At 69.9% G+C, this 24402-nt stretch carries 18 protein-coding genes; 9 read left to right on the top strand and 9 right to left on the bottom strand.

Annotation, left to right across the window (positions count from 1 at the left end; translation table 11 throughout):
• Window positions 1-41: 41 nt before the first annotated feature.
• Window positions 42-2669: a discoidin domain-containing protein gene (locus tag ACZ601_RS23105; protein WP_469540883.1), complete on the bottom strand. Its 2628-nt coding sequence runs from the start codon at window positions 2667-2669 to the stop codon at window positions 42-44.
• Between the two features lie 274 nt (window positions 2670-2943).
• On the opposite strand from ACZ601_RS23105, the gene ACZ601_RS23100 reads away from it, so the two are divergent.
• Window positions 2944-3588 (top strand): hypothetical protein, encoded by a 645-nt coding sequence (locus ACZ601_RS23100; RefSeq protein WP_469540880.1) that lies wholly within the window; start codon window positions 2944-2946, stop codon window positions 3586-3588.
• Window positions 3589-3723: 135 nt separating this feature from the next.
• Here the strand turns inward: ACZ601_RS23100 and ACZ601_RS23095 are convergent, their stop codons facing one another.
• The gene (locus tag ACZ601_RS23095) at window positions 3724-4824 is read right to left on the bottom strand and encodes a threonine synthase (RefSeq protein ID WP_469540879.1); all 1101 of its coding nucleotides are present in this window, start codon (window positions 4822-4824) and stop codon (window positions 3724-3726) included.
• Window positions 4825-5124: 300 nt separating this feature from the next.
• Here ACZ601_RS23095 and ACZ601_RS23090 point away from each other — a divergent pair, with 300 nt between their 5' ends.
• The 6 genes from ACZ601_RS23090 to ACZ601_RS23065 all read left to right on the top strand — a co-directional run bounded on the left by ACZ601_RS23090 (window position 5125) and on the right by ACZ601_RS23065 (window position 12563).
• Entirely contained in the window at window positions 5125-5877 is a 753-nt protein-coding gene (locus ACZ601_RS23090; RefSeq protein WP_440574800.1) for a GntR family transcriptional regulator, read from the top strand.
• A 193-nt stretch (window positions 5878-6070) separates the two neighbouring features.
• Window positions 6071-7963, top strand: coding sequence for a purine-cytosine permease family protein (locus tag ACZ601_RS23085; protein ID WP_469540876.1), 1893 nt, complete (start codon window positions 6071-6073; stop codon window positions 7961-7963).
• Window positions 7964-8233: 270 nt separating this feature from the next.
• Window positions 8234-8434 (top strand): SPOR domain-containing protein, encoded by a 201-nt coding sequence (locus ACZ601_RS23080; protein WP_469540873.1) that lies wholly within the window; start codon window positions 8234-8236, stop codon window positions 8432-8434.
• Between the two features lie 145 nt (window positions 8435-8579).
• Window positions 8580-8984, top strand: coding sequence for a (deoxy)nucleoside triphosphate pyrophosphohydrolase (locus ACZ601_RS23075; protein WP_469540870.1), 405 nt, complete (start codon window positions 8580-8582; stop codon window positions 8982-8984).
• Window positions 8985-9175: 191 nt separating this feature from the next.
• On the top strand, window positions 9176-9604 hold the full coding sequence (locus ACZ601_RS23070) for an ATP-binding protein (RefSeq protein WP_440578840.1): 429 nt from the start codon (window positions 9176-9178) through the stop codon (window positions 9602-9604).
• Between the two features lie 193 nt (window positions 9605-9797).
• The gene (locus ACZ601_RS23065) at window positions 9798-12563 is read left to right on the top strand and encodes a SpoIIE family protein phosphatase (protein WP_469541232.1); all 2766 of its coding nucleotides are present in this window, start codon (window positions 9798-9800) and stop codon (window positions 12561-12563) included.
• Between the two features lie 36 nt (window positions 12564-12599).
• Here the strand turns inward: ACZ601_RS23065 and ACZ601_RS23060 are convergent, their stop codons facing one another.
• Window positions 12600-13313: a PspA/IM30 family protein gene (locus ACZ601_RS23060; RefSeq protein WP_440578837.1), complete on the bottom strand. Its 714-nt coding sequence runs from the start codon at window positions 13311-13313 to the stop codon at window positions 12600-12602.
• 117 nt (window positions 13314-13430) lie between these two features.
• Entirely contained in the window at window positions 13431-15569 is a 2139-nt protein-coding gene (locus ACZ601_RS23055) for a TPM domain-containing protein (protein WP_469541230.1), read from the bottom strand.
• A 212-nt stretch (window positions 15570-15781) separates the two neighbouring features.
• On the opposite strand from ACZ601_RS23055, the gene ACZ601_RS23050 reads away from it, so the two are divergent.
• On the top strand, window positions 15782-16825 hold the full coding sequence (locus ACZ601_RS23050) for a glycoside hydrolase family 18 protein (protein WP_469541227.1): 1044 nt from the start codon (window positions 15782-15784) through the stop codon (window positions 16823-16825).
• A 17-nt stretch (window positions 16826-16842) separates the two neighbouring features.
• Here ACZ601_RS23050 and ACZ601_RS23045 read toward each other — a convergent pair whose 3' ends face one another.
• From ACZ601_RS23045 to ACZ601_RS23025, 5 genes are all read right to left on the bottom strand, one after another.
• Window positions 16843-18351 (bottom strand): glucoamylase family protein, encoded by a 1509-nt coding sequence (locus ACZ601_RS23045; protein ID WP_469540866.1) that lies wholly within the window; start codon window positions 18349-18351, stop codon window positions 16843-16845.
• A 249-nt stretch (window positions 18352-18600) separates the two neighbouring features.
• A complete protein-coding gene (locus ACZ601_RS23040; RefSeq protein WP_469540864.1) occupies window positions 18601-19803 on the bottom strand; it encodes a glycoside hydrolase family 1 protein in 1203 nt (400 codons plus the stop codon).
• Between the two features lie 114 nt (window positions 19804-19917).
• The gene (locus tag ACZ601_RS23035; RefSeq protein ID WP_440574919.1) at window positions 19918-20829 is read right to left on the bottom strand and encodes a carbohydrate ABC transporter permease; all 912 of its coding nucleotides are present in this window, start codon (window positions 20827-20829) and stop codon (window positions 19918-19920) included.
• On the bottom strand, window positions 20826-21818 hold the full coding sequence (locus tag ACZ601_RS23030) for a carbohydrate ABC transporter permease (protein WP_469540861.1): 993 nt from the start codon (window positions 21816-21818) through the stop codon (window positions 20826-20828). Before ACZ601_RS23030 ends, ACZ601_RS23035 begins: the two co-directional genes overlap by 4 nt.
• Window positions 21819-21823: 5 nt before the next feature.
• Window positions 21824-23074 (bottom strand): sugar ABC transporter substrate-binding protein, encoded by a 1251-nt coding sequence (locus ACZ601_RS23025; protein ID WP_469540859.1) that lies wholly within the window; start codon window positions 23072-23074, stop codon window positions 21824-21826.
• 257 nt (window positions 23075-23331) lie between these two features.
• Here ACZ601_RS23025 and ACZ601_RS23020 point away from each other — a divergent pair, with 257 nt between their 5' ends.
• Complete coding sequence (locus tag ACZ601_RS23020) at window positions 23332-24312, top strand: acetylxylan esterase (protein ID WP_469540856.1); 981 nt, start codon at window positions 23332-23334, stop codon at window positions 24310-24312.
• Window positions 24313-24402 lie beyond the last annotated feature (90 nt).

Below are 24402 nucleotides of genomic sequence, written 5' to 3'. Positions count from 1 at the left end.
GATTCATCCATGTGCACGCGATACCGGTGTGATTAGCTTCGCTACGGCTGGGTGACCCTCAGTTCCCGTACGCCGGTGGGCTCGTCCGTATCTGCGGAACGGACCGTCATCCGCACCTCGCGGGCGACGGCCCCCGACCGGTACGGCTCCCAGTGCCGCCCGTCCGCCGAGGTCTCCAGCCGGTACGAGGCGGGGCGCACGTCCGTCCACTCCGGCGCGAACGCCGCCACCGCGCCGGTCCGCCCCAGGTCCACGGTCAGCGTGCCCGTCGCTCCGTCCGGGGACCAGGCCGTGGCCGCGCTGCCGTCCACCGCCGCCGCCGCGTACAGGCCGGGGGCCTCGGAGGTGGCCGTCGCCGGGCGGCAGCGGGACGCGTCGGTGGTCGGGGTGAGATCGGGGCGGCGGGTCGGCAGGGTGAGCGCGGTGGACAGGAGGCGCGCTCCTGCGGGCGTGTGGAGGGTGAACGGGGCGCCCGAGGTCAGCCGGACCTCCGTCGTCCTGGGGCCGATCGCGACGTCGTACGTGCGCCCCTGATAGCGCAGCCCCGTCAGCGTGACCCCCTCGCGCAGTTGAGGCGGCAGCATCGGGTCCAGCCGGACCCCGTCCTCGCGCAGCCGCAGCCCGGTCAGCCCGTGCGTGAACACCTGGAGGAAGCCGCCCTTGCCGGTGAGGAAGTCCTCGGCCGGAAATCCCGACAGGGGGTCCTGCGCGCCCGCCTTCGCGCCCCGCGCCTCACTGAAGAGGGCGTACGGACCGCGCGTGAACGGCCGCACAGCGCGCTGGAGATAGGTGTACGTCGCACAGCCCGGCTCCCCGATCGCCGCCGCGTCGATCGCATGGACCGAATCCGTCATCGCCGGGCCGTCCGGATCGGTGCGGGCCGCGTAGTAGTCGAGCGTGGCGGCCGCCGCACCCGGCTCCATCGGCCACTCCAGCGGGTAGACGAGCAGCACGGTGTCGGCCTGTTTGATCGTCGAGCCGTCGTAGCCCGCGTACTGGAGGAAGAGCTTGCGCTCCGGGTCGTACGGAATGCGCAGTCCGTCCGCGACCTTGTTCCACTCGGCCGGGGCGGGGTGGCCGAGGAGCCCGGCCGCGCGGGTGGCGTTGCGCAGGGCTGTGGCGGCGACGGCGTTGGTGAAGACCCCGTCCGTGACGCCGTTGCTGTACTCGTCCGGGCCCGCCACCTCCTTCACGGAGTAACTGCCGTCGTCGTTCGCGGTGGCGCGCGAGACCCAGAAGTCCGCGATGCCCCGCAGCAGTTGCCAGCCGTGGCCGGCCAGCCAGTCGCGGTCGCCGGTGGCCAGGTAGTACTGCCAGACGGCCAGCGAGACATCGCCCTGGAGATGGTTCTGCGTGACGCAGTGCGGCGGGTTCCAGCTCTGGCACTCGGACCAGAGGTCGCCCTTGCTCGCGCTCGTCCAGGGGTAGAACAGCCCCTTGAACCCCAGCTTCTCGGCGTTGGTACGGGCCTGGCCGCGGGTGCGGTAGCGGTACTCGACCACCGAACGGGCCAGTTCGGGACGGGTGGCGAGCAGCCCGGGGTACATCCACGTCTCGGCGTCCCAGAACACCATGCCCGCGTAGTTGTCGCTGGTCAGCCCGGCCGGGGCGATGCTGTCGCGGGAACCGGTGCGGGTGGCGGCGAGGAGCCCGTACTGCGCGGAGCGGAGCCACTTCTGGAGGTCGGGGCTGCCCGGTACGGACACGTCCGCGGACCAGTCCCGGCGCCAGACGGCGGCGCTCTCCGCGAGGACCGCGGACCAGCCGAGCCGCGCCCCGCGCCGGGAGGCCTCACGGGCGGTGGTGCGCGGGGCGCGCGAGGTGAGCGCGGTGTCGATCCCGACGTACTTCTCGAAGGTGTACGTGCGCCCGGCGCTCACCCGGGACGGAGCCGCGTCCGGGTCACTCCGGCGCATCGTCTGCACGATCGCGCCGGCTGTCCCGGTGCCCCGGGTGCGGAACGTTCCGTCGTCGTCGAGCGCGATCCGGCGTGCGCCCCGCGGGTCGAGCCGGCCGGTGACCGTCGCCGTGCCACTCCAGTGCGGGGTCATGCGCAGCCGGACGGCACCGGTGTGCACGGAGGCGCGGTCGGCCAGCACCTCGTACGTCAGGTCGGTCGCGCGGCCGTCGGAGGCCGTCCAGCGCAGCGACGTACGTACCAGTCCGCAGCGCAGGAACAACGTCTGGCGGTACCGGGAGATCCGGCCCGCCGGAGTGGCGGAGCCGTACGTCTCGTCGCCCACGCGCACGTCGAGGCCGGTCCAGCTCGGCAGCGCGGCGGCCACTTCGCGTCCGGCGGCCAGGTCCTCGTCCCGGCCGAAGAGCCCGGAGACGAAGGCCCCGTCGTAGCGCGGGGTGTACAGCGGCCAGCCGGTCTTCTCGCCCGGCTCCGCGTATCCGGCGCCCGAGGCGGGCACCCGGTGGCCCAGGTATCCGTTGCCCACATAGGGGTCGTAGCCGTTGGCCGCGCCGAACGTGGTGGACGTCGGCGCCCAGGCGGGGTCGGTGTCGCGGCCGCAGACGGGATGCGCACCCGAACGGGGAACGGCAGCGGGGCCGACGGCTTGGGGGCGCGCGGTCTGGTGCGAGGCGTAGGCGACGGGCGGCAGGGGCGCGATCAGGGCGCAGGCGACCAGCGACGTGAGGAGGGAGATTCGCGAGGGGCTCACGGTACGAACGTAGGGAAACGGGCACCGCCCATCGACGCACGGCGCGCGGGTGAACGGCTGATACGGGCCGATGCGGCAATGGGCGCGGGTGCCCGCTGCCGAGCCCCCTCCTGTCCTGTAGGCGCCTGTCCTGTAGGTAGCTATGCACCTGTTCTGCAGGCAGCGGAAAACCGTTGGACACCCGGCTCCCGGTGTTCCACGATCCGCACCTGTGACGACGAAACAGCTTCTGGCCCGCGCCGCTGCCCGCAACAACGCTGAATGGTGTGCCGCGATGAGCCGGTCACACGGTTTGGCGAGCACGTTCGGGGCGCAGGCCTGGACCGCCCCGGCTCGTACGCCGCTCTACTACCCCGACGCGGTCACGCTGGTGCCGGGCACCGAGTTGTCAGCGGTGGCGACCGGGATCGACACCACGATGCCCGGGGCCTCGGTCAAGGACAGCTTCGCCGACCTCGACCTGGTGGACGCGGGGTTCCAGGTGCTGTTCGAGGGCCAGTGGATCTACCGTCCGGCACGTGCTCCCGCCACCGCGTCGGACCTCGGCTGGGAGGTGGCCGGAACCCGGGACAAGCTGCGCGCCTGGGCGCACGCTTGGGACGACGGGGATGGCAACGCGGATCTCTTCCGGCCCGAACTGCTCGATGACCCCGCCACGTTCGTGCTCGCCGGAAGGTCCCCCGACGGCGAAGTGGTCGCCGGAGCGGTGGCGAGCCGGAGCGACCAGGTCGTCGGGGTCTCGAACGTCTTCGCGCTGAAGGGCGGACCCGACGCGGCCTGGCCGGGGGTTCTGGACGCGGTGCACTCGCTGTTTCCGGCAGCGCCGGTGGTCGGCTACGAACACGGCGACGACCTGGCGGCCGCCCTCCGGCACGGCTTCGAGCCGGTCGGTCCGCTGCGGATCTGGCTGCACGGCTAGGGCCCCTCGGCCTGTCGGTCTGTCGGCCTGTCCGTCTGTCGGTCCCTCAGTCCCACGGTCTGTCGGTCTGCCGGTTCCTCGGTCTGTAGGGCGCGGGCGCCTGGCTCATCCCTCTCGGTTGAGTTCAGGTCTGGATCAGGCCGCGAGGCCCGTCTTGAGACCCGCGCCGCACAGCGGTACGACGACGCTGCGGTCCTTCCAGCCCCCGACCGCGGCCCAGCACGCGACGCCCGTCGTCTCCACGTAGAAGCCACGGGCGGCCAGATCCAGCTGGGCGTCGCGGATCTGGTCCTCGGTCACGGTCAGGAAGGTGCCGCCGGACTCGCGCACCGACGCGAGGATCGCGCGGGCGCGCGGCGGACGCGGGATGGCGATGCCTTCGGCGAGGGTGGGGGAGAGGGCCCCGGCCGGACTGTCGAGGAGATCGTCCGCCCCGGCGCGGAAGGCTTCGGCCAGTGGGGAGACGGCCTCGGCCTGTACGGCGATCAGGGCCGGGCGGGTCTCGATCAGGCCTTGGTCGAGGAGCTCCGTGATGGCCAGGGCCGCGCCCAGGAGGAGGGTGCCGTTGCCGACCGGTACGGCGATCGCGTCGGGGAGCCTGCCGCCGAGGTCCTCCCACAGTTCGTAGACGTAGGTCTTCGTGCCGTGCAGGAAGTACGGGTTGAACACGTGGGAGGCGTAGAAGATGCCGGGTGCGTCAGCGGCGGTTCGGGCGGCCAGGGCGGTGGCCTCGCGGTCCCCGGGGACGATTTCCAGCCGGGCTCCGTGGGCCCGGATCTGCTCGGTCTTCTTCGGGGACGTGCCCTCGGGGACGTACACCGTGCACGGCAGCCCGGCGCGGGCGCAGTAGGCCGCGACGGCGGTGCCCGCGTTGCCGCTGCTGTCCGCCACGACGCGCACGGGCGAGAGGCTCCGGGCCAGTTCGGAGAGCATCACCGCGCCGCGGTCCTTGAAGGAGAGCGTCGGCATGAGGAAGTCGAGTTTGGCCGAGACCGTACCGGTGAGCGGCACGAGCGGGGTGCGGCCCTCACCGAGAGTGGTGGTGGGCGCGGCGAGCGGCAGCACCTCCTCGTAGCGCCAGAGGGAGTTGACGCGTCCGGGCAGCGCACCGGCACGTAGGGGGCCCGCGATCTCGAAGTCGAGGTCCCAGGGGCCGCGGCAGACAGGGCAGCACCACGTCAGCGAGGAGACGTCGGCACGGGTTCCGTCCTGCGGGCAGAGGTAAGAGGTGGCCATGGCGGTCAGCATCTCAGGGGGCGTTCGCGGGGGAGTCAGCGACTCAGGGGACGTTCGCGGGTGAGTCGGCATCTCAGGGTGCGGGCGGGTGAGGACGATGCGTCGCCGGGCGGCTGCCGGGTGAGGACGATGCGTCGCCGGGCGGCTGCCGGGCGATGACGGTGCGTCGCCGGGCGGCTGCCGGGTATGCACACGTCGATCACGAATCATCACTTCGAGTGAATCTCTGGCCTGCGCTTGCGGTGCCGAACCGGCGGTTGCGACGCTGTTGCAGTCTGTCAACCTCTTGGGGAGTGGCCTGTGACTTTCGGTGAGCAGCCCGCCTATCTGCGCGTTGCGAGCGATCTGAGAGAGAAGATCGTCAACGGTTCGCTGCCGCCGCATACGCGCCTGCCGTCCCAGGCGCGTATCCGCGAGGAGTACGGGGTCTCGGACACCGTCGCGCTGGAAGCGCGCAAAGTGCTGATGGCCGAGGGGCTGGTCGAGGGCCGCTCCGGCTCCGGTACGTATGTGCGCGAGCGCCCGGTCCCGCGACGGATCGCCCGTTCCGGCTTCCGGTCAGAGGCCGGTGCCAGCCCGTTCCGGCAGGAGCAGACGGCCGAGGGGGCGCGGGGGACCTGGGAGTCACGGAGCGAACAGGAGGGGGCGAGTCCGGAGATCGCCGAACGGCTCGGGATCGAGCCCGGCGACCGGGTGATGCGTACGCGCTACGTCTTCCGGGAGTCGGGCGAGCCGATGATGCTCTCGACCTCCTGGGAGACCCTCGCTGTCACGGGGCGCACGCCGGTGATGCTGCCGGAAGAGGGCCCGCTGGGCGGCTGCGGGGTGGTCGAGCGTATGGCCGCCATCGATGTCGTCGTGGACAACGTGGCCGAGCAGGTCGGCGCGCGCCCGGGGCTGGCGGAGGAGCTCCTGGCGCTTGGCGGCGTGCCGGGACATGTCGTGATGGTGATCGAGCGCACGTACTACGCATCGGGGCGACCGGTCGAGACCGCCGATGTGGTGGTGCCGGCCGATCGCTATCGGATCGCCTACCACCTGCCGGTCCGGTGACCGGTCACCGGAAGGGCCGTACCTGCTGGGTGACCGATAGCCGGTGGAACCCGTCCGGCGCCCGTGACGACGAATTAACGTCCGCGCAGGTCCCGTAACAGCCGGGCAATCGTCTCCCGTGCTGGCTTGTCATGTCCTGCTCCTAACTTCCCGTTCGAACCCGCACACCGGACTGACGAACGGGAAGTCACCGATGACGGACACAGCCGTACCCCAGACGGCCGGGGCTCTTGAGGCGGCCGCCGCCCCAGCAGCCCCGGCCGCCACGCCAGGAGCCCCGGCCGCCACGCCAGGAGCCCCGGCCGCCGCCCCGGGAGCTCCGGATGGCGCCCCGGCGGGCCCGGATGTCGCTCTGGGGGCCTCGGGAGACGGAGCCGGACCGCCGCCGCCCAGGCGCAGTTACGCCAAGCTCGCCGCCGACGAGAGTCGTGAGGACTACTCCCTCCGCTACGCGCCGCACTCGTTCCGGCGCTGGTCGCCCGGAGTGGTCGCGGGCACCGCGCTCGGCGGTATCGCCTATCTGGCCGACTTCGCCATCGGTGCCTCGATCGTCTTCACCTACGGCTTCACCAGCGGGTTCGCCTCGATCATGGCGGCGGCGACGATCATCTTCCTCACCGGCATTCCCATCGCCCGAGCCTGCGCGAAGTACGGCCTGGACATGGACCTGGTCACCCGAGGCGCCGGGTTCGGCTACTTCGGTTCGACGCTGACCTCGCTGATCTACGCGTCCTTCACCTTCATCTTCTTCGCCCTCGAAGGCTCGATCATGGCGCAGGCCATGCATCAGGCCATCGGCCTGCCGGTCCAGGCGGGCTATCTGATCACCACTCTGATCGTCATCCCGATCGTCTTCCGGGGGATGGGAGCCCTCGCCAAGGTCCAGGCCTGGACCCAGCCGATCTGGATCATCGGCATGGTGCTGCCGTTCGTCGTCCTCGCCTTCGAGGCGCCGGACGCCTGGGGTGCGTTCGGCTCCTTCGGCGGTACGGAAGGCGCGGGTTCGGGATTCTCCTGGATCGGGTTCGGGCTCGGCACGGGCGTCGCGCTCTCGCTCATCGCCCAGATCGGTGAGCAGGCCGACTACCTGCGCTTCATGCCGGCCAAGACGGAGGCCAACAAGCGGCGCTGGAACATCGCGGTCCTCGCCGCCGGTCCCGGCTGGGTGATCATCGGCGCGGCCAAGCAGCTCGGCGGTGCGCTGCTCGCCTTCGTCGCACTCGAAGCGGTCGGCAAGACGCACGCGCTGGAGCCGATCGCACCGCAGATCGAGGCGCTGAAGCCCTGGCTCGGCTCGTTCGCCCTGCCGGCCGCCGCGCTCTTCGTGATCGTGTCGCAGATCAAGATCAATGTGACCAACGCCTACAGCGGCTCACTGTCCTGGTCGAACTTCTTCTCCCGGATCACCCACCGTCACCCCGGCCGGGTCTGGTACATCTTCCTCAATCTCGTCATCGCGCTGACGCTGATGGAGATGAACATGTTCGCCGCCCTCAACAAACTGCTGGGCTTCTACTCGAACGTCGGAATCGCGTGGATCGCGGCGGTCGCCGCCGACCTGGTCATCAACAAGCGGATCGGCCTGAGCCCTCCGTACATCGAGTTCAAACGGGCCTACCTCTACGCGGTGAACCCGGCGGGATTCGGCGCGATGCTGATCGCCTCGACCGTCTCGATCCTCGCCTTCTTCGGGCTGTTCGGTACGTACGCGGAGGCCTTCTCCACCTTCATCGCGGCCGGCCTCTCGCTGACCCTCTGTCCACTGATCGCCTGGGCGACCGGGGGCAAGTACTACCTGGCCCGGCCCAATCCGGTGAACGGTCCGGGAGTCGAGGTCGCGGACATCACCGCCACCCACACCTGCTCGGTCTGCGAAACGGCCTACGAGCTCCCGGACATCGCGGACTGTCCCGTGCGGTCCGGCCCGATCTGCTCGCTGTGCTGCTCGTTGGACGCGGAATGCGGGGACGTCTGCCGCAAGGAACCGGCCAACGGCCCGGTCCTCATGCCGATGCCCGTCATGCCTGTGCCCGCACTGCGCGACGGCGCGGGGGAGAGCGCGGCGGCGAACGCGAGCCGGGTGTAGGCCGCCCCGGCCGCCCTCCGGGCCCGTCCGACCCGCTCCGGGCAGCCGGGGGCGGGTCGGAGCGGGTTGGAGCGGGCTGGGCCGAACCGGGCAGGGGGCGCAGTCAGTTGGCTGCGCCCCCTGGTGCTTGGTCCACACCTGGCCGGATCGGTATCTCTTTGTGCAATTCCGTATTCGTTGTGTGAAGGTCAGGCGTACGCTCGGGCATATGCGTACTGCGGTTTCCTGGGGATCCTTAGAAACATGCACGCCGTTCAGGGGAGGGGCGCAATGCTCGGGAGGGACACGATGAGCGACAGCGGTGCCGTGCTCCCTTGGCTGGTGATACGGCAGGACGACAACGGCAACCGCTACCGCGTGGGCAGGTACGCCACGCAGGACGAGGCGCAGCGAACCGCCGACAAGCTCGATGTCCGCGGCCACAAGCAGCTCTACTGGGTGGAGCGGGCCGGGCAGGCCACACGGCCGTAGCGCACGCCGTTCCGGTCGTCCGGCGGAACCGTCGGCGCTGGCGGGCTGATGTGAGTGTCTGAGTGCTGGACGGCCGCGCGGTTGGGGTGCCGGACCGCGCGGCCGAGGTGCTGGACCCTGGCGGCCGGGTATTACGCTCCGGGACATGAGTGATCGCATGGTGGTGGCCGGAGCCGTGTTCGACCGGGGGCGGCTGCTCGCCGCGCGGCGTAGTGCCCCGCCCGAGCTGGCCGGCCGATGGGAACTGCCCGGCGGCAAGGTGGAGCCGGGGGAGAGCGGTGAGCAGGCACTCGTGCGCGAACTCCGCGAGGAGCTCGGCATCGAGACGGAACCGCTGGAGCGCGTCCCCGGCCAGTGGCCGCTCAAGCCCGGCTACGTACTCCGGGTGTGGACGGCCCGTCTGGTGTCCGGTGTGCCCGCGCCTCTGCAGGATCACGACGAGCTGCGCTGGCTCGGCCCTGGTGAGGGCGACTCGGTCGACTGGCTGGAGCAGGACCGGCCCGCGGTGGCCGAAGCGCTACGACGACTGGCCGACGGCGCACGCCATTGAGCGGAGCGCGGGCCCTGCGGCGCGCACCGCAGTGCCCGTGCGCCCTTTCTTTCCACGTACACCCGTTCGTGCGCATGGCCTTACACCCGTACGCCCCATGTGCCGTCGCCGACCGGTATTCCGCGCCGAATATCGGGTATGTCCTTTTTAACCCCCGTAAGTAGGACGTTCTCCGTTGCTGGTCTTGGGAAGTGATCGGCGTGATCGATACCAAAGGCGACTGCGCCGAGTGGAGCTTTCCGGCTGTTCCCGGCGCCGTGCGCACGGCGCGGCACGCCGTTCACGAGGCGCTGCGCGGCTGGGGGCTGGACACGGCGGTCGGGGATGTTGCTGTCCTCCTGGTCAGCGAGCTGGTGACCAACTCCATGCGCTACGCGTCGGGGCCCATCGTTGTGCGACTGGTGCGGCCTCACTCCAACGGTGACGGCCCCGCGGCGCATGCCGGTCTGTTGGTGGAAGTCTCCGATCCGCTTCCGGATCCGCCCACCGAACGTACGGCGGGACCGGACGACGAGGGCGGCAGAGGACTGCAGCTCGTGGCCTGTTCCGCCAGGCGATGGGGGATCAGATGCGGAAAGAGTGGCAAGACGGTGTGGTTCGAGCTGGCCCTGCCTGGTTAGGAGTGGGGTGGGACGAACGGCGATCACCAGAGGTTGTACAGAACCTGGCTGAAAGGGACTGAGACCGTGCTGTGATCGTGAACGCCGTGTCGGTGAGGGCCGTAGTGCTGAATACTGCGGGCAGGACCGGTCCGGTGTGTGAGCTGGAGGGGACGGTCGCGTGAGCGAAATACCTGGGACAGCGGGCGATGTTGTGTGGCAGAGCAGTCCGCCTGGCTCGATCTACGACTACATCAGGGTCGCCTCCTTCTCGATCGGCCCCGACGGCCTGATCGAGCAGTGGAGCCGCCGGGCCGCCGGTCTCTTCGGCGTTCCCGCGCACGAGGCGCTGGGCAAGGACCCGGTCGAGGCCTTCATGCCCGGTGAGCTGCGCCGTGACGGCCATCGCCGGATCGGCGAAGTGCTCGACGGCAAGGAGTGGACGGGACTCGTCCCCTTCCGTATGCCCGGCGAAGGCGCACTCCACGGTCTCGCCGAGATCTATGTGATGCCGAGTGAGACGGCGACGGGTGAGCGGGCCGCGGTCTGCATCGTCGTGGACGTCCGCGCGCTGCGCGGCATCGAGACCGACCTCGCGGCCTCGCAGGCGATTTTCGGCCAATCTCCTTTCGGCTTCGTACTGTTCGGTACCGACTTCACGGTGCTGCGGGCCAACCAGCGCTTCGCCACCGTCTTCGGCGGCCGGGCCGACGACCACCGCGGCCGCACCGTCCACGACTATCTCGCCGGCACGGAGGCCGACCGGCTGGCCGCCACCCTCAGCCGCGTGCTGTCGACCGGTGAAGCCGTCACCGACCTCCAACTCGTCGGCACCGCCCCGGGTGAACCGGAGCGTCGGCACTGGTCGATGAACCTCTACCGGGTGCACAGCGGATCGGGCCGCCCCATCGGCATCGCCGGAATCGCCACCGACGTCACCCGGCGCCATATCGCCGCCCGTGAGGCCGCCAGCGCCAGGCGCAACCTCGCACTCCTCAACGAGGCCAGCGCCCGCATCGGCAACTCCCTCGACCTGGAGACCACCGCCCGCGAACTCCTCGACGTCGCCGTACCGGGCTTCTGCGACCTGGCATCTGTCGACCTCTACCAATCGCTCCTCACCGGTGAGGAGGCGCCGCCCGGCAGCTGGAGCTCGCTCCGTCAGGAATCGGTCGGTGGCTCCGCCGAACTGCGCCGCGTCGCCTTCGCCAGCGCCGTTTCGGATGCGATGCCCGACGCCATGTCCGACGTGATGCCTGACGCCATGTCGGATGCGATGCCCGATGCGATGCCCGGCAGTGGGTCCGGCACGGCCGTCGGCCCCGGCCATGATCCCGGTCGTGGCGCCGGTCCTGGCGCCGGCACCGGCTACGGGCCCGGCCCTGGCGCCGGCACCGGCTACGGGTCCGGCCCTGGCGCCGGTCACGGTCGGGGTACCGGTCACGTTGGTGATGCCGCCTCGCTGGGCCGACCCGCCGCCGGACCGCCCGCGCTCGGAGCGGTGCACCGCTACCCGTTCAACTCGCCGTGCGCCATAGCCCTGCGCACCGGCCACGTCGAGGACGTGCCCGGCGACGACCGCGGATTCGTCCAGTCCACCTTCGCGGTGCCGATGGTCGCCCACGACACCGTGGTCGGTCTCGTGCAGTTCTCCCGCACGAAGGGCAGCGAGCCCTTCGGAGAACGGGACCGGGCGCTGGCCACCGAACTCGCCGCCCGCGCCGCCGTCTGCATAGACAACGCCCGCCTCTACCGGCGCGAGCACGAGCGCGCCCTGATACTTCAGCGCAGCCTGCTGCCCCCCGGCGACCCCGAGGCGGCCGGCCTCGACATCGCCTGCCGCTATCTGCCCGGCAACACGGCGACCGAGGTGGGCGGCGACTGGTTCGACGTGATCGAACTTCCCGGGCACCGCACCGCCCTGGTCGTCGGTGATGTGATGGGCCGCGGACTGCGCGCCGCGGTGGCCATGGGGGAACTGCGCACCGCCGTAAGGACCCTGGCCCTCCTCGACCTGGAACCCGCTGAGGTGCTCTCCGCGCTCGATGAAGTCGCCCGCGGCCTCGGTACCCCTGGTGGCAGTACCTCCTCCGACGGGACCGGCGGCGCCCAGTGGCCCTCGCGGGCCGCGCACAAATCCCGAGAGGCGGACCTCTCCGAGGTCTATCTGGCCACCTGTATCTACGCCGTCTACGACCCGGTCACGCGACGGTGCACCTTCGCCAATGCCGGACATCTTCCCCCTGTCGTGGTCGAGCCGGGTGAACCGGCGCTCCTGCTCGACGTCCCGCCCGGCATGCCGCTCGGTGTCGGCGGCGAGCCCTTCGAGGAAGTCGAGGTCGAACTCAAGGAGGGCGCCCTGCTCGCCCTCTACACGGATGGTCTCGTCGAGTCCCGCGACCATCCGCTGGACGAAGGACTGGAAGCGCTGCGCGGCGCCCTCGTCGAACCCGCGCCGCTCCTTGAGGACGTCTGCGACCGCGTACTGAGCACCCTCGACACCCGCCACGGCGAGGACGACATCGCCCTGCTGATGGCCCGCATCCAGGGGCTGCCGACCGAAGCCGTCGGGGACTGGCGGCTGCCCCGCGAACCCCGCTCGGTCGGCCGTGCCCGCGAGCTCGCCCGCGGCCAGCTGCTCGCCTGGGACCTCGACGACTTGGTGGACACCACCGAACTGCTCGTCAGCGAACTCGTCACCAACGCCCTGCGGTACGGCGAGGGCGAGATCAGGCTCCGACTGCTGCGCGACCGTACCCTCGTGTGCGAGGTATGGGACGCGGGTCTCGTCCAGCCGCGGCGACGGCGGGCACGCGACACGGATGAGGGCGGCCGCGGCCTGCAACTGGTCGGTCTGCTGAGCGCGGCCTGGGGGGCGCGCCGTACACCGCGGGGCAAGACGGTCTGGTTCGAACTGCCGCTGCCCGATGGCCGGCCCGCCGCCGAGCGCACGGTCGAGGAGCTTCTGAGCATGTTCTGATCGTTCTCATCGCGCTGATCACGGCCCGGACCGGACTCATGAGGCTGTTTTCAGGGCCGCGAGACGCGCCTCGACCTCCGCGCTGGCCCCCAGCGTGTCCAACTGCTCGAACTGGGCGTCCAACGACGACGCGGCAAGCTCCTGCTTGCCCACCGCCTTCGCCTCCTCGCGCCGCACCTTGTCCTCGAACCGGCTGATCTCACTGGTCGGGTCGAGGACATTGATGTTCTTGACGGAGTCCATCATCTGGTTCTGCGCCTGTGCGGACTTGGCCCGCGCGACCAGTTCGTCCCGCTTGGCCTTCAGCTCTGCCAGCTTCGCCTTCATCTGATCCAGGCCGGACTTGAGCTTGTCCACCACCTCCGTCTGTGAGGCGATGGTGGGCTCTGCCGTCCTCGCCTCCTTCTCCGACTGGAGCTGTCGGCCGAGCGCGACCTTGGCCAGGTTGTCGAACTTGTCGGCATCGGCCGCCGATCCGCCCCCACGCAGCTCATCCGCCTTGCGGCTGGCGGCGAGCGCCTTCTCGCCCCACTCCTTGGCGGCCTCGACATCCTCCCGGTGGTCCTGCTCCATCAGCCGCAGGTTGCCGATCGTGGCTGCCACGGCCTGTTCGGCCTCCGAGATATTGGACGTGTAGTCGCGGATCAGCTGATCCAGCATCTTCTGCGGATCCTCGGCCTGGTCGAGGAGCGCGTTGATGTTGGCCTTCGCCAGCTGCGTGACGCGTCCGAGAATGGTCTGCTTGCTCATGGCACCTCTCCTGTGTCCAGTGCTGCTTCGTCCAGTGATGCTTCGACCAGTGGTGCTTCGTCCAGTGGTGTTGTGTTCCTGGGTTGCTGTCTTCAGTGCTGCTTACACGTGGAGCGGTCAGAACCTGCCGCCCCCGCCACGCCGCCCGCGGGTGCCCCCGCCGCCGAAACTGCCGGGCCCGCCGCCCCCGCCGAACCCCCCTCCGCCCATCCCCCCTCCTCCGAATCCACCGCCCCCGAATCCGCCTCCCCGGCCGCCGCCACCCAGGAGTCCGCCGAGGATGATCCCGCCGAGGACCGCACCGCCCATGCCCCCGCCCCCACTGCCCACTTCTTGTACACCGCCCGGACCATTTCGGTTCCCGTATGCCCGTACGTCCTGTTCCGCCATGCTCTGTGCCTGCCCGGCCAGCGAGTCCGCCTGGTGCGCCTCGGCCAGCGCACCCTGTGCCTCGTCCGCTCCGGCCAGTTCGCCGGCCCGCTCCAGTCTCCGCTGCGCCTCCGCCAGGCGGGTCCGCGCCTGGCTGCCGACCGCACCCCGATGGGTGCTGATGTAGTCGGCGGCGGCGCCGATCGCCGAGCGGGCGGTGAGCATCGCCTGGTCGAGGAGTGAGCGCGCCCGTCGGCTGCCCTGCTCCCGCTCGCGGGCGCCGGCCAGCGCCTCGTCCAGCGCAGCGTCCGCCTCCTCCACCCGGCGCAGCGCCTCGATCGGGTCGTACGGACCGTCCCCCAGCTCTTCCCGCACGTCGCGGATCACGGCTGTCGCGCGGGCGATCCGGCCCCGGAGGTCCGCCGTGGAAACCCCCTCGGCGGTTCCTTCCAGCAGCCCGCCCGCGTCGGCCAGGTCCGTCTCCGTCTCGGTGAGCGCGGCCGGCAGCTTGTCCGCAGCCTCCTTGATCTCCCCTGCGCGCCGGTCGACGGCATCGACGAGAGTGGTGGCCTGGCCGACCGCGCCCTCGGCGGCCCGTACATATACGGCAGCGGCCGCGTTGTCGCCGCCGTCCACCGCCTGCCGGGCCTGGTTGAGCGAAGACGTGGTGAAGACGAGCCGGTCCTTGGCTTGTTCGACAGCGCCCGCGACGGGGGCGGAGGCCGACTCCGCGTATCGACTGCGCATGGAGGCGAGGGTCTCCTCCGCTGCGGAGACCCGGCCCGCGAGCGAACGGAACGCGGTCTCGGCCGCGGCGAGGGCCTGCGGGGCGTTGCGTTCGAGCGCACGGAGCCGGTCGAAGTCCTCGGAGACCGCGTCCAGGCGGGTGTTGGCGTCCGCGCAGCGGCTGAGGATCTCGTCCAGCATCCGCCGTCGGGTGGCGTCGTCCTCGGGAATGGCGTCGTCGAGCTGCTGGCGCAAGCGGAACGCGGCGGTGAGTTCACCTCTGGCGTAGGTGACGGCCTCGGTGAACGGCGCTGCGGCCTCTTCTCCGAACTGGGCCGTGGCGAACCCGAGCTCTTCGTCGCTGGTGCGGACCGCGTCGTCCGTGGCGACCAGCGTCTCCTTGGCCCGGGCATCGAGCTCCGGCAGCGGAGCGGGTGGTTCCGCGGTTGGGCCCCGGCCGGCGCCTCCCGTTCCCCAGCCGGTCGCGCCGGGCGTCGTGCGAGTGGCAGTGCGCCGCTTCCGGCGGGTGTACGCATAGGCGGCGGCCGCCAGAGCTGCGACTACGACGACGACCGGGAGGACCAGGTCCCCGGCGTTCGTCCCGCCGGAGTCTCCCGCGCCCGGGTTGTCGGCACCGGGAGTGATCGTCGGCGTGGGTACGGCCCCGCCGGCCAGGACGGCGGCATACCCGTTGGCAGCACCGATCGCGGCGCCCGCCCAGTCGTTCTCCCTGAGGGCCGGCTCGATGGCGGTCGACGCCACATCCTGGAGCTGGGCGTCGGTGAAGCGGGAGTCCTGGTCGACCGAGTACGCGTACTGCCGGTCATGGGTGGCGACGGCGAGCAGGACGTCATCGCGGCCGAGGCCGTTGCGGTCGGCCGTCTCGTCGGCCCAGCTCTGCGGGGATCGCCCGGAGAAGTCACGGACGTACACCACGAAGAGCTGGACGCGGCGTTTGTCGTACAGCTGGTCGAGTGCCGAGACCGCCTGGTCCTTCCGGTTTCCCAGTGCGCCCACCTTGTCGGTGATCTGCCCGTCCCGGGACAGTGTGACGGGATCGTCGGCGCGGGCGGCTGACGCGGCGGGAAGGGCCAGCCAGCACACGGTCATCAGGACGGCGAGCAGGGCCCGGCCCGGTATGAGGGTCCGGGTTCGACTCAAGGGCGGCGTCACGTTTGTGAGGCTATGTCCACCTCCGGTGGCCCGCGACCCGGCCCATGGCCTGCCCGGCGGACCGGGAACGGCGCAGGGATCTGGTGCGTCCTGCTTCTCGTACGGGAGTGCCCGCTTAGGGGCACGCCCCGGTGTTCGTGCAGCCGGAGTCACCGACCGAGACAACCACCGGGACAGGGGGCGCGCACGTGCGTGGACGAATGAGGCGGGCGGCAGCGGCGGTAAGAAGGGGAACGGCCCGGCTCCTCGCGACCTGGCCGAGGCGGATCGCGCTGGGGCTGGTCCTGGTGCTCGTGGTGCCGGTCCTCACCGCGGGCGTCGCTCTCCGGCTCAACTTCACCGGCGACCCCGGGGACGGCACCCGGACCCGGGGCCGCGATGCCATCTGGCTCGGACACGCCTGGGTCGACGGCCGGAAGAAGGACGCCGACCTCGCCGCGTTCGCCGCCCGGATCAAGGGGACGGGCATCAAGGACCTGTACGTCCACGCCGGGCCCCTGGAACACGACGGCACGCTGCCCGCCTCCCGCTACCCCCGGGCGCACTGGCTGATCGAGGCCGTGCACCGCACCATGCCCGGCATCCGGGTCCAGGCCTGGCTCGGCGACAGGCTCGCGTCCGAGGGCGACGAGGGGCTGCACCTGGAGCGCGCGGCATCGCGCGACGCGGTCGTCGGGTCGGCGCGGCAGATCCTGGACGCCGGTTTCGACGGTGTGCACTTCGATCTGGAACCGCTGCACTCAGGCGACGCCCACTACCTCTCGCTCCTGGACGACCTGCGCGCCCTCACCCGGGCGCGCGCGGTGCCGCTGTCCGTGGCGGCCCATCAGATCGACCCGCTGCCCGCCGCGCAGACCGTCCTCGGTGCGCTCTCCGGCCGCGGGAAGTGGTGGTCGCAGAAGTACTTCGGCCAGGTGGCCCGGAGGGTCGACCAGATCGCCGTCATGTCGTACGACACCTGGATGCCGCTGGAGGGCCTGTTCGGCGGGTACGTCGCCGAACAGACCTCGCTGGCCCTCGAAGTGACGCCGCGCGACACCGACCTGCTGATGGGGCTGCCGTTCTTCCACGAGAACGACCTGGGGCACCGCGCGTCGGCGGAGACGGTCGCGGCCGCGGTCCGCGGCACCAGACTGGGACTGGGGCGCACGGACCGCGGCAGGGAACGGTTCGGGGTCGCGCTCTACGTCGATTTCGCCGCACAGGACGGTGACTGGGCGGCCTACCGGGAGGGCTGGCACTGACCTGCCCGCCGCCGGGCTCAGATACTGAAGCGCTCCTTGGCGAGTAGCGGCCGTACCCGGGAACGGAACCCTCCGGTCCGGAACGGCCGCTGCAGTAGTCCCGGGCGGATCGCCTGGGCCAGCGCCGCGGCGATCATCCCCTGGTCGAGGGCGAGCTGGTAGTCGCTGACCCGTCCGGTGGAGACGTTGACGGAGTCCCGGAACCCGTAGCCGTCGTGGTAGGCACCGAAATCACGGTCCAGGGCCCGAAGATTCGCCACCGCCTCCGCCGGTGCGTAGGGCAGGGCGAGAAACGAGGCGTGCGGGGTGACGACACCGTTGGTGAACGCCGACGGGGGCGGCAGCGGGGCACCGTCCGCGGTGTAGGTGCGGTCCGTGTTGGAGGCGTAGCCGTCGAGCTGCATGCCGAGCGCGTCGACCCCGTACTCCTGGTACCCGCCCTCGGGAACGTTGGCGGGGGAGAATCCCCAGTACCCGTACTCCGCCTCTGACGTGCCGTGCTCGATCTGGCTCCGCACGTACCGCTGATGGGTGCGGCCCCACGACCTCGGTGACCATTCCGGTTCCGGCACGAACAGCGGAACCATCAGCGCCTCGAACATCGACCCACCCCATGTCGGGACGAGCTTGCGGCCGCCGTGCGTGTAATGACCCTGCCAGACACGGATACCGTCCATCGCCACGTAGCTGCCCTGCGGCTGTTGCTCCTGCTCATTCCCGGGAAGCATGGTGCGCAGCAGGTGCCAATAGTGGTCGGCGGGCAGAGTTCCGTCCGCGATGCCGAGATAGCTCGCCATCCGGGGCTCGGTGTTGAGCGCGCCGTAGTGGTGGTCCGTGGGTTCCCCGGTGTCGGTCCAGAAGCCGCCGCGCAGCTGGCCGGGTCCGGCGGCCGGGTCGGCCGGATCGAAGGGTGTGTAGTAGTAGGACCAGTCGGCGTCCGCCAGGATGCGGCCGATGCGGGGCCGCAGCGCGGGAGCGGCATCCGCGGCGATGCGCAGACCGGTGATCAGCCAGGCGTTGTCGACGGAGGAGAGGAACGGACGGACGGGGTCGCCGGTACCGGGCCACTCGGTCAGTACCGAACCGTCGTGTGCGTCGTACCAGTTGAGCCAGAAGCCGTGATGACGCTCCAGCTTCTCCACGGACCGGACCGTGCGCTCCAGCCTGCGCCGCATCGTGGCGTCGCTGATCACCCCGAGCCCGCCGGCGGCGACGGTCGACCACAGGCCGCAGCCGATATTGGTGGGCGAGGTCTGGCGCGACTGAACGGGACCGCCCGGACCGGTCACGTCGATCTTGTCGACGGCGAGCCCCAGACCGGTCGTCATTGCCTCGATCGAGTGACACGTATCGCGGAACCAGCGCAGCAGCTGCGGTGTATCAAAGGCATGAACAAGATGAGCGGCGTCCGTCGAAGGCGCGGACCGAGCGGTGGGAACGGCATGCGCCGGGGGTACGGACGCGGCCCCGAGGGACAGAGCGGCAGCCCCGGTCCCGGTGGTGGTGAGAAACGTGCGACGGTCCATGAATGTCCAGCTCCCGTTGGCAGAAGGGGGATGGGGGATTCTCGTGGCGTGCTCGATGCGGCGGTGAAGCGCCGCCCGGGGGTGGTGCTGCCCCTGTGGCGCCGTTTGCGGGTGTCGCTTTCGGCGTTTCCCCTGCTGTGGGGCTGGGGTCACGCCGGGAGTACCGGTACGGGGTCCGGCGGCTGTCAGGTGACGCCGGACCCCGCACGGTGGGGAGCTGTCAGGGGGCTCCCGGTCAGAGGACCGACGTCAGTCGGCGATGCGCGGCAGCGTGCGGGTGCGGCCCATCTCGCCCAGCCAGGCGGCGGACGGCTTCGGCAGCCGCTCGAAGGTCTCCAGGTTCCAGCCGATGAGGCCGAAGGTCGGCGCGTAGGAGCCCCACTCGTAGTTGTCCAGGGCGCTCCACGCGAGGTAGCCCTCGACGCGCAGTCCGTCCTGGATGGCGGACGCGACCTCGTTCAGGGCACCGGTGTAGTAGTCGATCCGGCGGCTGTCCTTGTCGGTCGCGATGCCGTTCTCGGTCACGATCAGAGGCATGTCGCGGCCGACCACCTCGGCGGTGTGGCGCAGCGCGTGGCCCACGGCGGAGGGGTAGTACTCCCACTGCGTGAGGGTGCGCTCCACGTCGTCGGCGGTGGGGATCGGCCCGTCCGTGCCGATCCTGGTCCGGGTGTAGGACTGCACCCCGATCCAGTCGTCGTCGCGGGCGGCCTCGATGAAGATGTCCTCGCGGGGGTGGCGGTAGGCCGCGGTGATCTCTTCGGCGCCGGGAAGGGCCTGGTAGACCTGGTTGGCGATGGTCCAGCCGACCTGGATGTCGGCGTTGATCGCCTTGACCTCCTTGACGGCCGCGTGGTGGGCGGCGATGACGGCCTGGGTGGTCTCGTCGTCAGGGGTCGGCAGACCGGCGGGCGGGAAGCCGATGTCGCCGCGCTTGGCCTGGCCCGCCATCACGGCGATCATGTTCGGCTCGTTGATGGTGCAGACGTGGCTGACACCCTCGCTGATCACGGGTGCGCAGGCGGCGACGTAGCGGGCGAACAGCTCCGTCGCGCCCTCGGCGGTGAAGCCGCCGCGTGCCTCGAACCACTGCGGCACGGTGAAGTGGTGCAGGGTGATCATGGGGCGCAGTCCGCGCTCGATGGCGCCCTCGACCATACGGCGGTAGTGGGCGATCTCGGCCCGGGAAAACTGCCCTTCGGCGGGCTCGATACGGGCCCACTCGATGGAGAACCGGTAGTCGGTGAAGCCCAGTCCGGCCAGCACGTCCATGTCCTCGTGCCAGCGGTGGTAGCTGTCGCAGGCGTCCAGGCTGGGCTCCTGGATGTGGGTGCCCGCGGTGTGCTCCTTAACCCACCAGTCGCTGTTGGTGTTGTTGCCCTCGATCTGGTGGGCGGCCGTGGAGGCGCCCCACAGGAAGCCTTCGGGGAACGGGACCTGGGTGTGAGTCATCGCAAAATGTCTTTCTGGTGCGGTGAGGGGAGCGGCCGGCAGGTGTGCGGGTGCGGGCCACTTACGTATGGGAGGAGCGGCCGGGGACGGGTGAGGGCCGTCCCCGGGAGCGGACTACTTCATGCCCGCGGTGGCGATGCCCTGCGTGAAGTGCCGCTGGAGCGCGATGAACACGACCAGGACCGGCAGCACGATCAGGAAGGAGCCGGCCATCAGCATGCCGTTGGAGCCACCCGCCTTGTTCGGGTCGGTGGCGAAGGTGGCCAGGGCGACCGGAAGGGTGTATTTATCGGGATCGTTCGTCGCGATGAGCGGCCAGACGAAGTTGTTCCAGGAACCGAGGAACGTGAAGATCGACAGCGTCGCCAGGGCGGGCTTCACCAGCGGCATCACGATGCGCCAGAAGATGTACCACTCGCCGGCGCCGTCCATCCGGGCCGCTTCCAGCAGTTCGTCCGGGATCGACTGCATGAACTGCCGCATCAGGAAGACGCCGAAGGCCCCGGCTGCGAACGGCAGGACCAGCCCGGCGTACGAGTCGATCAGCTGCAGCTTGCTCATCAGGACGAAGAGCGGCAGGAGCATGAGGTTGCCTGGCACCATGAGGGCACCGAGAACCAGACCGAAGATCTTGTTGCGGCCCGCGAACTTCAGCTTGGCCAGGGCGTACCCGAGCATCGAGCAGAAGACCAGGTTCGAGACGGTGACCAGCACCGCCACGATCACCGAGTTCATGAAGTACAGCGGCAGATCGAGCTTGTCGAGCAGGTCCCGGAAGTTGTCCAGGGTCCATTCGGTCGGGATCCAGACGGGCGGGCTCGCGGTCAGTTCGCTGGTCGTCTTGAACGAGGACAGAGCCATCCACAGGAACGGCGCCGACATGATCAGCAGACCGAGCGACAGCAGGACGTAGACGAAGATCCGCTTCAGGGACCTCGGCTCCTTGCCGCTTGCCTTCCGCTCGGCCTTCCCGGGCTTCTTCGACGGCGCCGTCGAGACGGCGCCCGGTGCATTGGTGGCGCTCATTTCGTGTTGTCCTTCAGCAGTCGGAGCTGCAGCACCGTGATGCCCATGATCACTACGAAGAGGACATACGCCATGGCGCTCGCATAGCCCATGTGGAAGAAGTTGAAGCCCTCGCGGTACATGTTCAATGAGACGGTGAGCGTCGAGTCCGACGGCCCGCCCTGCGTCATCACGAAGGGCTCCTCGAAGACATTGAGGTAACCGATCGTGGTGATCACGGTGGCGTAGAGCATCGTGGGCCGCAGGAGCGGGATGGTGATGCCCCTGAACTCCTGCCAGATGCCGGCACCGTCCAGTCGCGCGGCTTCCCGTACCTCGGTGGGAATGGCCTGCAGACCTGCGATGAAGAGCACCATGACCGTGCCGACGTTGCGCCAGACCGCCATCGCGATCATCGACGGCATGGCGAGCTTCTCGGAGCCCAGGAAGTCCGGAGCGGTGAGGCCCACTTCGGAGAAGAGGCCCGCGACGAGACCGTCGCTCGGATCGAGCACGAAGCGCCAGACGACGGCGACGGCGACGATGGTGGTGACGACCGGAGCGTAGAAGCCGACGCGGAAGAAGGTCCGGGCCCGGTCGATGCCGTTGTTCAGCAGCACGGCGACGATCAGTCCGAGGAAGATCGTCAGCGGGACGCCGATGACCACGAAGTACGCCGTGTTGAAAAGCGACTTGAGGAACTTCTCGTCGCTGAACAGCTTGGTGTAGTTCTCGAATCCGATGAAGTTCGCGTCCAGCGGGTGCGTCACGTTGCGCAGCCCGAAGTCCGTGAAGCTCATTACCAGGGTGGCGATGATCGGGACGGCCATGAAGACGAGGAAGAGAACGAGGAAGGGAGTGGAGAACAGCCAGCCGGCCAGGTTCTGCATACCCAGCGAGGGCTTCCTGCGGCTTCGTGAACCCTTGGGCCCGGCGGCCGGGGACTTCGCGGTCCCCGGTCCGGCCTGCACCTTGGCCGACTCTGCGGCCTTTCCGGTCGTGGTGCTCATGGCTCCTACTTCACGAGGCCTTCGATCTGGGACTGCGCCGTCTTCAGCGCGTCCTCGGCGGACGCCTTGCCCTGGGTCACCTTCGCGATGGCCTGGTCGACCTTGTCGGTGACCTCGGTCCAGTTGGAGAGCGACGGGGAGGACTTGGCGGTGTCCATCTGCTTCTTGAAGATCTGCAGATCGGCGTCGTTGGCGAGGTCACCGGAGGTCCAGGCGGCGGTGTTGGCCGGGAGGTCCTTGGTGCGCTTGTACCAGTCGGCCTGGCCCTTGGTGTCGGTGAGGTACTTGATGAACTGGGTGGCGGCGGCCTTGTGCTCGCTGTCCTTGGAGATCACCAGGGAGGAGCCGCCGGCCATCGATACGGAGGACTTGTCGGTGGGAACGTTGGCCACCGCCCACTTGCCCTTGAGCTGCGGCTGGCCCTCGTTCAGCAGGGTGACGTGCCAGGGGCCGCCGAAGAACATCGGGACACGGCCGTTGCCGAAGTCCTTGACCACGTCGTAGCCGGGCGGCACGGACTTGTTGGAGAGCCCCTTGGAGAAGTACGAGCCGTACTCCTTGAGCGCCTTGACGGCCGCGGGGCTGTCGATAACGACATCGCCCTTGTCGTTGACTATCTCGCCGCCGGCCGAGTACAGGAAGGAGTAGAAGTTCTGCACCGTGTCCAGTCCGCTGGGCTGGATGGACAGGCCCCACTTGGTGTCCGCCTTCTTCTGGTAGGCGGTGGCGAGGTCCTGCATCTCCTTCCAGTTGGTCGGAGCCTTGGTGATGCCGGCCTTCTTGGCCAGGTCGGTGCGGTAGTAGAGGACGCGGGTGTCGACGTACCACGGCACGCCGTAAGCCTGGCCGTCCACCTCGCCCTGCTTCCAGCCGGCCGGGAAGAAGTCCTTCTCCTGGAAAGTCTTGGTGTCGACCGGCTCCAGGACACCGAGCTCGGAGAACTCGCCCATGTAGCTGCCGCCCATCTGTGCCACGTCCGGCATGCTGCCGGCGGCGGCCGCGGAGACCAGCTTCTGGTGGGCGACGTCCCAGCCGACCGGGGTCACCTTCACGGTGATGTTCGGGTTGGCCTTCTCGTAGACCTTGGCCACATCCGCGAGCTTCTCGCCCTCGGCCCCCATGGCCCAGACAGTGAGCGTCTGCTTCTTGTCCGCGGCGACATCGTCGCCACCGGAGCTGCCGCACGCGGTCAGACCGAGAGCGAGCACGACGGCGATACCGATACCGGTGGAGGCGGTTCTGGCGATGCGGGGCATGGAGGGCTCCTCCTTGAGCAATCCGAATGTATGCGCTGCCTGTAAGCGCATACATCACTCTGCGACAGAGATTCAGGAATCCGCAAGAGGGTGCTGGGTCACACTCGTGCAACGTATTGGACATCTGAATGTTCAACTTGGAACGGTAAGTGTGCTGTTTGTGAAAAAGGCTGCGATGTGACCGATTTCGCACGCTTGCGAAGCGTGGTCGCCTGCGGCCCGGATAGCGCCGAGCGGGAGGCGATATTGTCGTGACCATGTCTTCATTCGTCCATGAATTCCCTTTTGACCCGTCGTACGGGCGCACGCTCGACGAACTGCTGACGATCCCGGCGCCCTCCGCACCGGACGACTTCGCGGATTTCTGGCGATCCCGACACGAGGCGGCTCGCGAGGTCGCCACGGCGCCCGAGATCGGGCCGCTGGAGAGCGAGCGCGACGGTGTCCGGATCCACGGAGTGACGTTCACCTCGGTCGGCGGGGTGCGTCTGGGGGGCTGGCTCGTACTGCCCGCGGACGGGCCGGTGCGCCACGGGTTCGTCATCGGCCACGGATACGGCGGCCGGCAGGAGCCTGGGCCCGATGTGCCGCTGCCCCTGGCCGGCTCTGCCGCGATCCTGCCCTGCGTGCGGGGCATGGGGGCGCGCGGTCTCGTGCCGGGCGTCCCGGACGTCTCCGGTGCTCATGTGCTGCACGGCATCGAGTCACGTGAGACGTATGTGATCGGTGACTGCGTGGCGGACCTGTGGTGTGCGGCCTCTGCGCTGCGGGAGCTGGTCCCAGAGCTCGCGGGGGCGGGCCGGCTCGGCTATCTCGGGGAGAGCTTCGGCGGAGGTCTCGGTGCGCTGGCGCTGCCGTGGGACGACCGCTTCGGGGCCGCGCAGCTGACGGTCCCCACCTTCGGTAACCACCCGCTGCGGCTCACGCTGCCGTGCGCGGGGAGCGGGGAGTCGGTCCGGGGGTATCACCGGGAGCATCCCGGGGTCACCGAGGTGCTGAGCTACTTCGACGCCGCGACGGCTGCCGGGTTCCTGGAGCGGCCGACGCTGGTGGCCGCGGCTCTGTTCGACCCGTCCGTGCCGCCGCCGGGGCAGTTCGCGGTGTACAACGCGCTGGCGGGGGAGCGGGAGTTGCTGGTGCTGAGCGCGGGGCACTTCGAGCATCCGGGGCTGGCCGACGAGGCGGCGGCGCTCGGTGCGGGCCGCACGCGGTTCTTCGGGGAGCGGCTGGAGCGGTGACGGGCGTGCGGGTGAGGGGCGCTCCGCGCGTGGGGTGACGTGGGATGAGGGGTGTGCGCGTAGGACGCGGGGGCGCGCGTACTGCCCGGC

The sequence above is a fragment of the Streptomyces sp. NPDC104307 genome (assembly GCF_055584045.1).
Note: the sequence above shows the minus strand (reverse complement) of the source record. Positions and strands in the feature narration are given on the sequence as shown.